Source organism: Mycobacteriales bacterium (assembly GCA_040902655.1).
Taxonomy (GTDB): Bacteria; Actinomycetota; Actinomycetes; order Mycobacteriales; family SCTD01; genus SCTD01.
The window spans coordinates 1-14907 of the sequence record JBBDWV010000002.1; the positions used below are offsets into that span (position 1 = coordinate 1).

Below are 14907 nucleotides of genomic sequence, written 5' to 3' on the forward strand. Positions count from 1 at the left end.
GGCCCCGTCCTCGGCGAGGGCGGGGCCGACGCACGCTCGGGCCAGGGCCACCGCCAGCGGCGACACCTCCGGCCAGCAGCGCCGCCGCGGGTCGGGACGAGCCCGAGCCCCGTCGCCAGACTCGTGCCGTTCGCGGCGGGTAACAAGATCGTCGGCCCGCGGCACCGACCTGCCGCCAGCAGCAGCGATCAGGTCGACGACACCGCCGCTGTCACCTGCCGGACGTCCATCGCACTGTCTGCGGGCAGGTCCAGCGGGCTGGGCTCGACGCCGGCGGCGACCAGGCGGCTGCCCAGCGCGGCGACCATGGCGCCGTTGTCGGTGCACAGCCCCGGTCGCGGAACACGGAGCACGATCCCCCTGGCATCGCACCGCTCCTGGGCCAGGGCGCGCAGCCGACTGTTCGCCGCGACGCCGCCCCCGATGAGCAGCGAGCCGACGCCCTGCTCGGTGCACGCGCGCACCGCCTTTGCGGTCAGCACGTCGACGACCGCCTCCTGGAAGCTGGCGCACACGTCGGCCACCGGAACCGGCTCGCCCGCGGCCTGTTTCGCCTCGACCCAGCGCGCCACCGCTGTCTTCAGCCCGCTGAAGGACACGTCGTACGACGACTCGCGCAGCATGGATCGGGGGAAGGACATGGCCGCACGGTTCCCCTCGCGGGCGTGGCGGTCGACGACCGGTCCGCCCGGGAAGCCGAGGCCGAGCAGGCGGGCGACCTTGTCGAAGGCCTCCCCCGCCGCGTCGTCGACGGTCGCACCGAGCGGCGTCATCGTCACCGTCACGTCGTCGACCATCAACAGGCTGGAGTGCCCCCCTGACACGAGCATCGCGATCGTCGGCTCGGGAAGCGCTCCGTGCTCGAGGACGTCGACCGCCACGTGCGCGGCGAGGTGGTTGACGCCGTAGAGCGGAATCCCCAGCGACAGGCTGTAGGCCTTGGCGGCAGCCACCCCCACCAGCAACGCTCCCGCCAACCCCGGCCCCGCGGTGACGGCGACCGCGTCGAGGTCGGACAGCTGCACCCCAGCGGTCGCGAGTGCCCGGTGCACCGTCGGGACCATCGCCTCCAGGTGCGCACGGCTGGCCACCTCCGGCACCACGCCGCCGAACCGCGCGTGCTCCTCGACACTGCTGGCCACGGCGTCCGCGAGCAGGGTCGTCCCGCGAACGATGCCGATGCCGGTCTCGTCGCAGGAGGTCTCGATCCCGAGGACCAGTGGCTCATCCGACACGAGGTCAGCCTACGGAGGTGTGGGAGCCGCGGGAGCCAGCGCCTCGGGAGCCAGCGCCTCGGGAGCCGCGCGCCGCGGGAGCCAGCGCCTCGGGCCGCGGGAGCCAGCGCCTCGGGCCGCGGGAGCCAGGACGTGCACCTCAGCCGCCAGGGGAGCCGCACGCGCTGGACGTGTCGCCGGACGCCCCGCGTCGCAGGCAGGTGCACGTCATGGCTCCCAGCCCCGGCGCTCGGGCCAGCCTTCCGGTCGGCCGCCGCGCGCGCTCAGCTGCGGCGGGTCAGCACCAGCCCGTCCACGCCGTCGAGGTAGTAGCCGCGCCGCACCCCCGAGCGCACGAACCCGTGCCGGTCGTACAGCCGCTGTGCGGGCGTGTTGTCCGCCCGCACCTCCAGGCTGACCACCCGCTGCCGGCGCCGGGCAGCCTCCCCGAGCAGCTCTGCCAGCAGCCGGCTGCCGAGGCCGGTGCGCTGCGCGGTCGGCGCCACCGCGAGGGTCTGCACGAAGGCCTCGTCCGGGTAGTCGCACAGGCCGGCGTAGCCGACGACCTCGTCTCCGGACAAGGCAACGACGTAGTGGCGCGTGTCGAGCTGCCCGAGCTCGGACCAGAACAGCCGCTCGCTCCACGGCTCGGGGAGGAACAGCTCGCGCTCGATCGGCAGCAACTGTTCGATGTGCCACCAGCGCATCCGCGCCAGCGTCACCACGAGGTGGGTCCGCCGGTCGCGCAGGAAGGCAGCCTCACGCCGTCACCCGTTTCGTCACTCCCGGCTCCACCGCGTCGGGCCGCCGCAGGTAGAGCGGGATCAGCGGGTCGGACGGCGCCCCGCCGAGCAGCCGATCCCGCGCGCCCGCCACGAGCACAGCGATCGACGGGTGCAGCCGCTGCACGTCCAGCGCGAGCCCGCCGAACGCATCCCGGTGCAGCACCGCGCCCGCGCCGACCAGCCGCACCGGCCGCGGCAGCCCACGCAGCCGGTCGGCCAGGTCGGCCGGCCGCGCCACCTCCGGCCCCTCGACCCGCTTCCCCGCGACGTAGCGCGCCCAATAGACCTCCTTGCGCCGCGCGTCGGTCACCACGACGACATCCCGCTCGTCGGCGAGGCCGTCCAACGAGCAGACGCCGTACGCCGGGATGCCCAGCGCGTCGGACATCACCGCCGCCGTCACCAGACCCACCCGCAGGCCGGTGAAGGGCCCTGGCCCGGTGCCCACCACCAGCGCCTCCGGGCGCCCGGCGCGAAGCACCTCGCGCACGCCCTGGGCGAGCAGCTCGCCGTGCCGGCGGGCGTCGACGACGACCCGTTCGGCGACCAGCTGCGCAGCACCGGCGGCCACCCGCACCAGCGCCGCCGACACCGCAGGTGAGGAGGTGTCCATGCCGAGGACGAGCATGAGGTCGAGCGTAAGCGCCGGCCACGCCCGGCTGGCGGCGTAGAGCGCCGGCAGCGCCCGCCGGCCGCGGCGGGTGCCCGCCGGGTGGAGACTGTGTGGATGTGCCCCCGTGGGTGCACACTGCGTGCAGAGCGACCGTGAGGGAGCGCCGGATGAGCCCACGAGCCCGGGGAACCACCAGCGCCGAGGACGCGGCCCTGGAGACCCGGCCCGACCAGCACTGGCGCGCGCGCCCCGTGCTCGCCGGTGTGCTGCGTTGGGGCCTGCTCGGTGTGCCCCTGGTGGCCGCCAGCGGCGCTGCGCTGCTCGTCGGCCGGCTGCTGCCGGTCGGCGTCCGCTCGTCCTGGTGGGGGCTGGCCGTGCTCCTCGCGGTCGCGGTGGCGGTCGCCGCCGCCGTCGAGCGGGCAGCACGTCGACTGTTGCCGATCGCGCTGCTGCTCAAGCTCTCCATGATCTTCCCGGACCGCGCTCCGTCGCGGCTGAAGCTGGCCCGGTCCGCCGCGACCCGGTCACCGAACCGGAGCCTGCTGCGGCACAGCGCCGAGGCGGGGCCCGTCGACACCGCAGAGCTGGTGCTGAAGCTCGTCACGGCCCTCGGCACCCATGACCGCCGCACCCGCGGCCACTGCGAACGCGTCCGGCTGCTGTGCGACATGCTCGGTGCCGAGCTCAAGCTCGACCACGACGCGCGGGAGCGGCTGCGGTGGGCGGCCCTCCTGCACGACGTCGGCAAGATGCGGGTCCCACTCAGGATCCTGAACAAGCCGGGCCGCCTGACGGCACGCGAGCAGGACGCCATGCGGCAGCACCCGGTCGTCGGGGCCGAGCTGGCAGTTCCGCTGCGGTCGTGGATGGGCGAGTGGGGTGAGGGGATCCTGGACCACCACGAGAAGTACGACGGGAGCGGCTACCCGCACGGCCGGGCCGGCCACGACATCTCCGTGGCGGGGCGCCTCATCGGCTTGATCGACGCCTTCGAGACCATGACAGCCGCCCGGCCGTACAAGAAGGCGATGGCGACCAGGACCGCCCGGGAGGAGCTCGCCCGCTGCGCCGGCACCCACTTCGACCCGCTCATGGTCCGGGCCTTCCTCGGGATCTCGCTGCCGCGTGTGCTCTGGGCGATGGGGCCGCTGTCCTTCCTGTTCCAGCTGCCCTTCCTGCGCCCGCTGGCCGACACCGGCGCGCGCACCGCCGCCGTCGCACCGCAGGCTGCGGGGGCTGCCGTGGTCTCGGGCGTCGCCGGGGCCGCCGTGGCGATCGGCGGCGTCGGAGCCGGGGGCCCCGGGGTCGGGGTCGACCTGGGCGCGCGGCAGGCCGGTGCCGCCGAGGCCGTCCCCTCGGCCGCCCCGCTCTCCACCGTGCCGCCCGCCGCCGTGCCGCCCGCCGCCGTGCCGCCCGCCACCGTGCCGTTCGCCGCTTCGTCGCCCGCCGCTCCGCCACCCGCCCCAGGCGTGCAGATGGCCGCGGCGGACCGGCCGGAGCGGGCCGCCCCAGCCGCGGTCCCGATGGACCCGGCCGGGTCCGGCGAGCAGGCGGGGGAAGCCGAGCCCGCCCCGTCCACGCCACGGACCCCCTCCGAGCCCGGACCCGAGCCGGCCCCGGAGCCCGAGGCCGACTCCGGTCACCCCGCCGTCCGGAGCGGCCCCCCTCCCGTGACGTCGTCGCGGCAGGCCACCTTCACCTTCCGGCCGGGGACGCGCTGGCAGTGCCAACTGCTGAGGAACGGGTCCGGCGAGAGCAGCAGGCCGGTCCCGTGCAGCGGCACGTACACCGTGACGGTGCGGGGGGACGGCGACTACGTGATGAGGATCGCTGACGCCGAGACACGGGAGCCCGTCGCTCCCTGGACCTGGACCGTGGACTCGGCCGCCGAGGACCGGCCGTGACACGCCTGCACGCCCGCCCCGTGGCAGGGGCGGGCGGCAGGGGCGGTAGGGCGGCTACTCCGTGAACTGCTCCTGCAGCTCGCGCTTGAGCACCTTGCCGGAGGGACCGAGCGGGAAGGCGCCGACGAAGAAGACGCGCCGCGGATACTTGTACGCCGCCAGCTTCTCCTTCGCCCAGGCGCTCAGCTCGCCCTCGGTCACCTCCCCGCCGGCCGGGTCGAGCACGACGGCGGCGCAAACCTCCTCGCCGTACTGCGGGTCGGGCAGCCCGAAGACCGCGACCTGGCCGACGGCCGGGTGGCGCAGCAGCGTCTCCTCCACCTCACGCGGATAGACGTTGTAGCCGCCGCGCAGAACCATGTCCTTCTTGCGGTCCACGATCGAGACGTACCCGTCGGCATCCTTGGTGCCGAGGTCGCCGGTGCGGAACCAGCCGTCGACGATAGCGGCCGCCGTCGCCTCCGGCTTGTTCAGGTAGCCCTTGAAGACGTTGTGGCCGCGCACCACGATCTCGCCGAGCTCACCGGTCGGCAGCAGCTCGATGACCTCCTCGACCTCGGCCCTCGCGACCTCGACCTCGACGCCCCAGATCTGCTTGCCGACGGTGCCGGGCCTCGGGGGGGAGCCGACCTGGTTGAAGGTGGCGACCGGGGAGGTCTCGGTCAGGCCGTAGCCCTCGAGCACCTCGGTGCCGAACACCTCCGCGAACCGCTCCAGCACCGGGACCGGCAGCGCGGCACCGCCGGACAGCGCGGACTTCAGCCTCGGCCGGTGGTCGGAGGTCTTGGCCGCCTCGAGCAGCCCGACGTACATCGTCGGAACACCCATGAAGATCGTGCACTTCTCCCGAACCAGCAGCTCGAGCGCCTGCGCGCCGTCGAACCGCGGCAGCAGCACGACGCTGGCACCGACGTAGAAGGCGGTGTTCATGCAGCAGGTCTGGCCGAAGGTGTGGAACAGCGGCAGGCAGCCGAGCACGACGTCATCGGCGTCGATGTCGAAGGAGTGCATCGCGGAGGCGACGACGTTCATCGTCACGTTGAGATGGGTGATCTCGGCGCCCTTGGGCGTTCCCGTGGTGCCGCTGGTGTAGAGGATGACCGCGGTGTCCTCCGGCTCGGTCGGCACCAACGCCGAGATCGGCGTCGCGGACAGCGCGAGGGTGTCGATCCGCTCGACCGTCGCGTCGCCGGCATCCAGCACGCCCAGCACCGGTACGCCCGCCAGCTCGGCCCCCTTCGCGCCCTCGCCCAGCAGCGGCGCCGCGCAGATCAGGGTCTTTGCCCCGGAATCCTCGAGGACGTACTGGATCTCCTCGGCCTTGAGCAGCGCGTGGACGGGTACGGCGACCGCGCCGAGGGCCAGCGTGCCGTAGTAGGCCAGCGGGAAGTGCGGGGTGTTCGGCAGCAGCAGGGCCACCTTGTCGCCCGGTCCGATGCCCTTGTCGCGCAGCACCGCGGCGTACTGCAGCGCGTGCCCCCACAGCTGCGCGTAGGTCAGCTTCAGCTCACCCAGCACGACCGCGGTGCGGTCGGCGTGCCGGACGGCGGACTCGGCCAGGATACTGGCGATCGTGAGCGACATGCGTCGTTCTCCTGAGGTCTGAGGGGCGATGCCCGGCAGTCTGCCTGCGTCCGCGGGAACACGCACGCGGCGGCTGCCGCGCCGTGCGGGAGACTGCGCGGGTGAGCACCCCCGCCCTGTCCGCGCTGCTGGCCGTCGACCGCGCCCACATCTGGCACCCGTACTCCTCGATGGCCGATCCGGCGCCGGTGCGCGTCGTGGAATCGGCGCAGGGCGTCCGGCTGCGGCTGTCCGACGTGGGCGAGGTCGTCGACGGGATGTCCTCGTGGTGGGCGGCCATCCACGGCTACCGGCACCCGGCGCTCGACGCCGCGGCGGCCGCGCAGCTCGCACAGGTCTCGCACGTGATGTTCGGCGGGCTGACGCACGCACCGGCCGTCGGGCTGGTCGAGCGGCTGCTCGCCCTGACACCCGAGCCGCTGCAGCACGTCTTCCTCTGCGACTCCGGCTCGGTGTCGGTCGAGGTGGCGGTGAAGATGGCCCTGCAGGCGGCGGTCGGCCGGGGCCAGCCGCGGCGCACCCGGCTGCTGACCGTGCGCGGCGGCTACCACGGCGACACCTTCGCGGCGATGAGCGTCTGCGACCCGGTCGGCGGGATGCACTCGCTGTTCACCGGCGTGCTGCAGCCGCAGGTGTTCGCGCCGCGGCCGCCGGCCGGGATCGACCGCGCCGAGGACGACCCGGAGGTGCAGGCGTGGTCGGCCGGGACGACCGCGCTGTTCGAGCGGCACGCCGACGAGTTGGCCGCCGTCATCGTCGAGCCGGTGCTGCAGGGCGCCGGCGGGATGCACGTCTACCCGCCGCACTGCCTGGCCCTGCTGCGCCGGCTGTGCGACGAGTACGGCGTGCTGCTCGTCCTCGACGAGATCGCCACCGGCTTCGGGCGCACCGGGACGATGCTGGCCGCCGAGCACGCCGATGTGGTGCCGGACGTGCTGTGCCTCGGCAAGGCGCTGACCGGCGGCTACCTGTCACTGGCCGCCGTGCTGTGCACGACGCAGGTCGCGGAGCAGGTGTGCGCACCGCCGGCCGGGGCGCTCATGCACGGCCCGACCTTCATGGCCAACCCGCTGGCCTGCGCGGTGGCGTCGGCGAGCCTGGACCTGCTCACCGGGCAGGACTGGGCCGGCCACGTACGGCGCATCGGCGCCGGACTTCACGAGGGGCTGGCACCCGCCGCGGAGCTGCCCGGGGTGGTCGACGTGCGGGTGCTCGGCGCGGTGGGCGTCGTGCAGCTCGACCGGCCCGTCGACGTCGTACGGGCGACACAGGCGGCGCTGGACGCCGGGGTCTGGCTGCGGCCGTTCCGCGACCTCGTCTACACGATGCCGCCGTACGTCTGCACCGAGGAGGACGTCGCGGCGATCGCGGGCGGGGTGCTCGCGGCGGTGCGCACGTGACGGACTTCCTGGAGCGGCTGCGGGCGGACGCCGCGAGCCGTGCGGCGCGCGGGCTGACTCGCGCGCTGCGACCGCGCGGGGCCCGCCCCGACGTGCTCGACCTGGCCGGCAACGACTACCTCGGGCTGGCGACCGACCGCCGGGTCACCCGGGCCGCCGCCGACGCGGCGCTGCACTGGGGCGCCGGTGCGGCCGCGTCCCGCCTGGTCACCGGCTCGCTCGACCTGCACGCCGAGCTCGAACAGGCGCTCGCCGCCTTCTGCCGGCAGCCCGCTGCGGTCGTCTTCTCCTCGGGGTACCTGGCGAACCTCGGCGTTGTCACGGCGCTGGCCGGCCGGGACAGCCTGGTGGTGTCCGACGCGCACGTGCACGCCTCGCTGGTCGACGCCTGCCGGCTGTCGCGGGCCCGGATCCAGGTCGTGCCGCACGGCGAGGTGGCCGCGGTCGAGACCGCTCTCGCCGGGCGCAGCGAGCCGCATGCGCTGGTGCTGGCCGAGTCGGTCTACTCGGTGCTCGGCGACGCCGGGCCGCTCGGTGAGTTCGCCGAGGTGGCACACCGCCACGGCGCGGTGCTCGTCGTGGACGAGGCGCACGGCCTCGGGGTCGCCGGGCCCGAAGGCCGCGGGCTGGTGGAGGCCCTCGGGCTGGCCGGCCGACCCGATGTCGTCGTCACCGTGACGCTGTCCAAGGCGCTCGGCAGCCAGGGCGGTGCCGCCCTCGGCGCGCCCGAGGTCATCGACCAGCTGGTCAACGTCGCGCGGCCGTTCGTCTACGACACCGGGCTGGCGCCGGCCGCGGCCGCGGGGGCGCTGGCCGCCCTGCGTGTGCTGGCGGCCGAGCCCGACCGCGTTACCGCGCTCCGCCGCTGCGTCACGGCCCTCGCGCAGGCGGCGGAGGCACCGGTGCCCGCCGGCGCCGTCACCTCGGTCCCCTGCGGGTCGGCCGAGGCCGCGGTCGGGGCGGCCGCCGCCCTGCTGGACAGAGGCGTGCGGGTGGGCTGCTTCCGGCCGCCGTCGGTGCCCGACGGGATCAGCCGGCTGCGGCTGACCGGGCGCGCCACGGTGACCGGCGAGGAGCTGGACCGCGCCGCCATCGCGCTGCGGGAGGTGGTCCGATGACCGGTCGGGTCGTCGTCGTGACGGGCACCGGCACGGGTGTCGGCAAGACCGTCGTGACGGCCGCCCTCGCCGCGCGCTTTCGCGCATCGGGGGCGACCGTGGCCGCGGTGAAGCCGGCGCAGACGGGGGTCGGGCCGGACGAGCCCGCCGACCTCGACGTCGTCCGCGAGCTCGGCGGGGCCATCCACGTCCTGGAGCCGGTACGGCTGCCGGAGCCGCTGGCCCCCGACACCGCTGCCCGCCGGGCCGGGGTGACCCTGCCGCGGGTTGCCGCGACCGCCGCGGCGGTGTGCGGCCTCGCCGAGGCGTACGGCGTGGCGCTCGTCGAGGGCGCCGGCGGGCTGCTCGTGCGACTCGACGCCGACGGCGGCACCCTCGCCGACCTCACGCTGTGCGTGCGCGCGGCAGGCGTCGACGTCGCGGTCGTGGTGGTCGTGGCCGCCGGGCTGGGCACGCTGAACGCCACCGAGCTCACCGTCGAGGCGCTGCGTGCCCGCGCTCTGGAGCCCGCCGGGCTGGTCGTCGGCTCGTGGCCGGCCGAGCCGGGGCTGGCCGAGCGGTGCAACCTCGACGACCTGCCCCGTTCGGGTGTGCCGCTGCTGGGCCGGGTGCCGGAGGGCGCGGGACGGCTGGCGGCCGAGGACTTCCGGGCCGCGGCGGCCGGCTGGCTGGAGCTGCCCGGGCGGGCGGGCGAGCTGCACCGGCACGCCGGCGAACTGCCTGGGCGCGCCGGCGACCCTCAGCCCAGCGCCGCCCAGCGCGCGCCGTAGGACCGCACGGCCGCCGTGCGGGCGTCCTCGTCGGCGCCGCGCGCCAGGACGACCTCGAGCCGCGCGTCGGCCAGCTGCTCCACCAGCCCCTGGCCCCACTCGACGACGGTCACCGAGTCCGGCAGGTCGCTGTCGAGGTCGAGCGCGTCGAGGTCCGTCGCGTCCGCACCGGCCTCCCGCAGCCGGTAGGCATCGACGTGCACGAGCGGCAGCGACCCGCGGTGCACCCGGGCCAGCACGAACGTCGGGCTGGTCACCGCGCCGCGCACACCGAGGGCGGCGCCGATCCCCTGGGTCAGCGCGGTCTTGCCCGCCCCGAGCGGACCGGACAACACGACCAGGTCACCCGCCTGCAGGTCCGCCGCCAGCCGGGCACCGAGCGCCCGCGTCGCATCGACGTCGGGCAGCGGCTGCGGCACCGGCACGGTCAGCTCACCCGGGACGACCTCGACCGCACCGAGCGCCGCCCACGCGTCGTCCAGCCCCGCCGCGACGCGCAGGTCCAGTGCATCGCCGGGAGCGCTGAGGGCGGCGCGAGCCTCGTCGAGGTCGCCTACGACGCGGGACCAGCTCACCGGGCCGAGGGACCGGCTCATCGGGCCGCCCGGACGGCGAGGGCCAGGTCCGCGGTCAGCAGCCGTCGCGGCTCGCCGGCGGGGCCGGAGCGCAGCGCGGCGCTGGGGTGGTAGGTCGGCAGCACCTGGTAGCCGTCGCGGTCGTGCAGCCGCCCCCGTACGGCCGTCAGTGAGGTGGGCCCGAGGAACCAGCGGGTGGCGGACAGCCCGAGCGCGACCACGATTCGCGGCGCCGCCAGCGCCAGCTGACGCTCCGCCCAGGGACGGCAGGTGCGCGTCTCGGTACGACTGGGTGGCCGGTTGCCCGGCGGCCGGCACTTGAGCGTGTTGAGCACACCGACGTCCGCCCGTGCGATGCCGAGCTCGCCCAGCAGCAGGTCCAGCAACTGGCCGCTGCGCCCGACGAACGGCAGTCCGCAGGCGTCCTCCTGCGCCCCCGGCGCCTCGCCCATCAGCAGCAGCCGAGCTCCGGGCGGCACCACCCCGGGCACGACCTGCGTGCGGGTCGCCGCCAGCTCGGGGCAGGCGGTGCAGGTCCTCGCCAGAGCGGCCACGGTCTCGAGGTCGGGCGCCGCCGGCGCGCTCGCGGGCCCGGCCGGGTCGGTCCTCACGCCGTACGGGCGGCCGCGCGGGTCGCGCGACGGAGCAGGGCGCGCAGCTGCAGCGTGACCAGCTCCGGACGCTCGAGCGCGACCATGTGGCCGGCCCCCTCGACCTCGACCAGGTGCGCGTCGGGCAGGGCGGCGGCGATCGCCCGGCTGTGCTCGATCGGCGTGACCAGATCCTTGCTGCCGACCAGTACCAGTGTCTGGACCCCCCGCAGCACCTCGACGGCCCGAAGCTTGTCGTGGGTGGTGAACGTGTCGTAGAACTCGGCGATCACCTCGACCGGCATGCGCGCGAACATCTGCTCGACGAACTCGACCACGGCCGGGCTCACCCCATGGTCGCCGAAGCCGCCGAAACGCAGAACCAGGAAGGCCAGGTCGGTCCCGACCCGCCGGCCCCGCTCGAACGGCCGCGGGACCGTGCGCATGCCGCGGGTCAGCCACGGCAGGACCCGCCGGGTGACCGGCCGCATGGCGGCCGGCAGGCCGAAGGTGAGCTCGGCCAGCTTGCCTGTCGAGGTGCCGATCAGCGCGACTCCGACGACCCGCGACCGGTACAGCTCCGGGCGCGCCTCGGCCAGCGCCAGGATCGTCATGCCGCCCATCGAGTGCCCGACCAGCACGATCCGGCCGCGCGGTGCGACCGCGTCCAGCACGGTCCCGAGGTCGCGGCCGAGCTGGTCGATCGTCGCGCTCTCCGGCCGGCCGCGGCCGCTGCGACCGTGCGAGCGGTGGTCGTAGAACACCAGCCGACCCGGGTTGTCGGCCGCCAGCGCCCGCCGCTGGAAGTGCCAGACCGCCATCTCCTGGACGTAGCCGTGCACGAACACGACCGTCAGCGGCGCGGACGCCGGCCCGACCTCCTCGACGTGCAGCGGGACGCCGTCGTCGGCGACGACCCGCCGGGTCCGGTCGGCCGGCAGCGCGAAGAACGGCTCGCCGGCTGCCGGGTCCACGCGCAGCCGGGTGCGGCCGATGGCGTAGCGCTCCGCGGCCAGCCCGACGGCCGCACCGACCGCCACGACCCCGACAGCTGCACCGAGCAGCCCCTTGTTCGCGCTCACCGGTACACCCGCGGGACGCGCGCGCCGACCCGGGTGACGATCTCGTAGCTGATGGTGCCGAGCAGTCCGGCCCAGTCCTGCGCGGTGGGCTCGCCGTCGTCGCCCGGGCCGAACAGCAGCACCTCGTCGCCCGCGGCCACCTCCTGGTCACCGACGTCCAGCACGAACTGGTCCATGCAGACGGTCCCGGCAATGGTCCGCCGAACCCCGCCGAGCTGCACCTGGCCCAGGTTGGTCGCGTGGCGCGGCACCCCGTCGGCGTAGCCGAGCGGCACCAGCGCCAGCGTCGTGTCCCGCTCCGTGACGTGGCGGTGCAGGTAGCTGACACCACTGCCGGCCGGCACCCGCTTGGTCAGCGCCACCGTGCTCGCCAGCGTCATCGCCGGCCGCAGCCCGAACGCACCCGGCGCCCCGAGCTGCGGCACCGGGGACAGGCCGTACACCGCAATACCTGGGCGTACGAGGTCGTAGTGCGTGGCGGGCGCGGTCAGCGTGGCGGCGCTGTTGGCCAGGTGGCGCACCTCGGGGCGCAGGCCGGCCCGGTCGGCGACCTCCAGCGCCTGCGCGAAGACCTGCGCCTGCGCACCGTTGACGGGGTGGTCGGCCCCGCCGTCGGCGAAGGCGAAGTGGCTGAACAGCCCGGTGACCCGCACCTCCCCGGAGGCCTCGGCCTTGGCGGCGGCGGTGCAGAGGTCGGGCCAGGCGGCAGGGGTCGCGCCACCGCGGGACAGGCCGGTGTCGACCTTCAGCTGGATCCGGGCGGCGCGGTCTGCGGCACGCGCGGCGGCGACACTCTCCTCGAGCTGGGCCAGGTCGTAGACGCCGAGGTCGACGCCGGCCGCCACCGCGGGGGCGCGGTCCTCCCCCGGTGCGGTGAGCCAGGCCAGCACCGGCGCGTCGAGCCCGGCCGCGCGCAGGGCCAGGGCCTCCTCGAGGAAGGCGACGCCCAGCCAGCCGGCGCCGCCGTCGAGCGCGGCGCGGGCGCTGGGCAGCAGGCCGTGGCCGTAGCCGTCGGCCTTGACCACCGCCATCACCTGCGCGCCGCCGGCGGCGTGGCCGGCCAGCGCCGCGACGTTGTCGCGGATGGCGGCGAGTTCGATCCGCGCCTGGGTCCTCACCGTCGCTGCCTCACCGCCTCAGTCTGGCAGCCTCGCGGATCGGGCTGCGCCGAGAGCGCCGTCGCCGCACGCACCGCCTGCGGCCAGGACACCAGCAGGTCACCGGCCGAGATCGTCGCGCGACCGGCCACAGCCGTCGCGCCACCGGCCACAGCCGTCGCGCCTCCGGCCGCCAGCGCCGCCGCCCGGCCGTGCAGGTGTGCAGCCAGGCTGCCGGCGTCGAGCGGGCAGAGCCCCTGCGCGAGCAGTGCGCCGGCTGCGCCGGACAGCACGTCGCCGCTGCCGGCGGTCGCCAGCGCCGGGGTGCCGGTCGCGTTGACCCGGGCCGGGCCGGAAGGACCGACCACGACCGTGGCATCGCCCTTGAGAAGCACGGTCACCCCGAACTCCTGCGCCAGGCCGCGGGCGGAGCCGACCCGGTCGTCGGTCACCTGTCGGCCGAAGCGGGCGAACTCGCGATCGTGCGGGGTCAGCAGGGTGGGGGCAGTCCTGTTCCGGAGCCAGTCGGGGTGCTGCGCAGCGACGGTGAGCGCGTCGGCGTCGACCAGCACCGGGACGTCCTGCGCGAGCACCGCCTCGACGGTGGCGGCGGCGCTGCGATCGATGCCGAGGCCGGGCCCGACCACCCACGCCTGCACCCGCCCGGCCTGCACGACCTCGGCACCGTCGGCCTCGCTCACCACCACCTCTGGCCAGCGCAGGCGGACCTGTTCGGCGGCGTGGGGCGCACCGACGAAGCGCACCATGCCCGCACCTGCCCGGACGGCAGCGCCGGCCGTGAGCACCGCGGCGCCGGGGTAGGTCTGCGAGCCGGCCGCTATGCCGATCACGCCGCGGGTGTACTTGTCGGCACCGGCACCGGGCCGCGGCAGCAACTGCGCCACGTCGACGTCCTCGAGCACCTCCACCACCGGGTCGGGTAGGCGCAGTCCGAGGTCGACCAGCTCGATCCGGCCGACGTGCTCGCGGGCCAGCAGCAGGCCGGGCTTGAGAGTGCCGAAGGTGACGGTGAGGGCGGCCCGGACGGCCGCGCCGGCCACCGCGCCGGTGTCGGCGTCGACGCCGCTCGGCAGGTCGACGGCGACGACGTCCCGGCCGCGGACCGCCTCGGCGAGAGCGGCCGCGGCCGGCCGCAGCGCACCCCGGCCGCCGATCCCCACCAAGCCGTCGACGACCAGGCCGGCCGCCGGGAGCCGGTTCACCACGCGCCCGCCGGCCGTACGGAAAGCCTGCAGTGCAACGATGCGCGGCTCGGCCGGCGCGTCGGCCCGCGGCTCGCCGGGCCGCGCGTCGGCCGGCGGCTCGCCGGCCCGCGGCGGGACGGCCCGCGGCGCGCCGACCAGAACTGCGGTGACCACTGCGCCCCGGCGGGCCAGCATGCTGCCGGCCCACAGCGCGTCGGCGCCGTTGTCGCCGGTACCGACGAGCAGCACGACCGGGCTACCGTAGACCCGGCCGAGCCGCGTGGCGCATGCGACGGCCAACCCGGTGGCCGCCCGCTGCATGAGCGCACCCGCAGGCAGCCGAGCCATCAGCTCGGCCTCGGCGGCCCGCACCTGGCTGACCGGATGCGCGACCCTCACGCCGCCTCCACCGGCATCAGCGGCCCGTACCGCTTCCCGGTCATGCTTGCGCTCCGGTCATGCTTCGGCTGGGTCATGACTCGGCCACCACCACGGCGGTCGCCACGCCACCGTCGTGCGACAGCGACAGGTGCCAGGTCCGGATGCGCTGCGCGGCAGCCTCTGCCGCGACGCCACCGTGCAGCACCAGCCGCGGCCGGCCACTCGGGTCGTTGACGATTTCGGCATCAGCCCAGCGCAGGCCGCCCGGAGCGCCGAGCGCCTTCGCGACAGCCTCCTTCGCGGCGAAACGGGCGGCCAGGGATTCGATCCGCGTGCAGCCCTGCTCGCCGGCGGTGAACAACCGGGTCCGCAGCCTCGGGGTACGCGCCAGCGCCCGCTCCAGGCGCTCGACCTGCACCACGTCGATGCCGACGCCCACGATGCTCATGCACGCAGCATGACGGATGTGAGCCTCGGGCCCTCATCGCCTGGACCCCTGCTGCGGGCTCAGCAGCGTGCAGCGCCGCCCGACGAGGCTGCCGCGCAGGCACCCAGCAGACACCCGAATCACCCGAGTGATCCACGCGGA

Annotated in this window: 14 protein-coding genes; 4 read left to right on the plus strand and 10 right to left on the minus strand. The window is 75.5% G+C overall.

Going from position 1 to position 14907, the window contains the following annotated elements; genetic code table 11:
- Window positions 1-188: 188 nt before the first annotated feature.
- From tsaD to tsaB, 3 genes are all read right to left on the minus strand, one after another.
- Window positions 189-1235: a tRNA (adenosine(37)-N6)-threonylcarbamoyltransferase complex transferase subunit TsaD gene (tsaD, locus tag WD794_00345; GenBank protein MEX2288760.1), complete on the minus strand. Its 1047-nt coding sequence runs from the start codon at window positions 1233-1235 to the stop codon at window positions 189-191.
- Between the two features lie 263 nt (window positions 1236-1498).
- Window positions 1499-1921: a ribosomal protein S18-alanine N-acetyltransferase gene (gene rimI / locus WD794_00350; GenBank protein ID MEX2288761.1), complete on the minus strand. Its 423-nt coding sequence runs from the start codon at window positions 1919-1921 to the stop codon at window positions 1499-1501.
- Window positions 1922-1973: 52 nt separating this feature from the next.
- On the minus strand, window positions 1974-2627 hold the full coding sequence (gene tsaB, locus WD794_00355) for a tRNA (adenosine(37)-N6)-threonylcarbamoyltransferase complex dimerization subunit type 1 TsaB (protein MEX2288762.1): 654 nt from the start codon (window positions 2625-2627) through the stop codon (window positions 1974-1976).
- A gap of 152 nt (window positions 2628-2779) precedes the next feature.
- Here tsaB and WD794_00360 point away from each other — a divergent pair, with 152 nt between their 5' ends.
- On the plus strand, window positions 2780-4516 hold the full coding sequence (locus WD794_00360) for an HD-GYP domain-containing protein (protein ID MEX2288763.1): 1737 nt from the start codon (window positions 2780-2782) through the stop codon (window positions 4514-4516).
- Between the two features lie 54 nt (window positions 4517-4570).
- On the opposite strand, the gene WD794_00365 is transcribed toward WD794_00360, so the two are convergent.
- Entirely contained in the window at window positions 4571-6100 is a 1530-nt protein-coding gene (locus WD794_00365) for a long-chain fatty acid--CoA ligase (protein ID MEX2288764.1), read from the minus strand.
- A gap of 101 nt (window positions 6101-6201) precedes the next feature.
- Here WD794_00365 and WD794_00370 point away from each other — a divergent pair, with 101 nt between their 5' ends.
- From WD794_00370 to bioD, 3 genes are read left to right on the plus strand one after another with little or no spacing between them, the layout of a single operon-like run.
- Entirely contained in the window at window positions 6202-7500 is a 1299-nt protein-coding gene (locus tag WD794_00370) for an adenosylmethionine--8-amino-7-oxononanoate transaminase (GenBank protein ID MEX2288765.1), read from the plus strand.
- Window positions 7497-8618, plus strand: a complete 1122-nt coding sequence (locus WD794_00375; protein MEX2288766.1) for an 8-amino-7-oxononanoate synthase — start codon at window positions 7497-7499, stop codon at window positions 8616-8618. Before WD794_00370 ends, WD794_00375 begins: the two co-directional genes overlap by 4 nt.
- Window positions 8615-9388 (plus strand): dethiobiotin synthase, encoded by a 774-nt coding sequence (gene bioD, locus WD794_00380; protein ID MEX2288767.1) that lies wholly within the window; start codon window positions 8615-8617, stop codon window positions 9386-9388. The genes WD794_00375 and bioD overlap by 4 nt, the downstream gene beginning before the upstream one ends.
- Here bioD and tsaE read toward each other — a convergent pair.
- The 6 genes from tsaE to WD794_00410 all read right to left on the minus strand — a co-directional run bounded on the left by tsaE (window position 9358) and on the right by WD794_00410 (window position 14766).
- A complete protein-coding gene (tsaE, locus tag WD794_00385) occupies window positions 9358-9813 on the minus strand; it encodes a tRNA (adenosine(37)-N6)-threonylcarbamoyltransferase complex ATPase subunit type 1 TsaE (protein MEX2288768.1) in 456 nt (151 codons plus the stop codon). The two genes, bioD and tsaE, sit on opposite strands and share 31 nt — an antisense overlap.
- Before the next feature lie 167 nt (window positions 9814-9980).
- Window positions 9981-10574, minus strand: a complete 594-nt coding sequence (locus WD794_00390) for a uracil-DNA glycosylase (protein ID MEX2288769.1) — start codon at window positions 10572-10574, stop codon at window positions 9981-9983.
- Complete coding sequence (locus WD794_00395; GenBank protein MEX2288770.1) at window positions 10571-11635, minus strand: alpha/beta hydrolase; 1065 nt, start codon at window positions 11633-11635, stop codon at window positions 10571-10573. The genes WD794_00390 and WD794_00395 overlap by 4 nt, the downstream gene beginning before the upstream one ends.
- On the minus strand, window positions 11632-12753 hold the full coding sequence (alr, locus tag WD794_00400; protein MEX2288771.1) for an alanine racemase: 1122 nt from the start codon (window positions 12751-12753) through the stop codon (window positions 11632-11634). The genes WD794_00395 and alr overlap by 4 nt, the downstream gene beginning before the upstream one ends.
- Window positions 12750-14336, minus strand: a complete 1587-nt coding sequence (locus tag WD794_00405; GenBank protein ID MEX2288772.1) for an NAD(P)H-hydrate dehydratase — start codon at window positions 14334-14336, stop codon at window positions 12750-12752. The genes alr and WD794_00405 overlap by 4 nt, the downstream gene beginning before the upstream one ends.
- A gap of 73 nt (window positions 14337-14409) precedes the next feature.
- On the minus strand, window positions 14410-14766 hold the full coding sequence (locus WD794_00410; GenBank protein ID MEX2288773.1) for a holo-ACP synthase: 357 nt from the start codon (window positions 14764-14766) through the stop codon (window positions 14410-14412).
- Window positions 14767-14907: the final 141 nt, after the last annotated feature.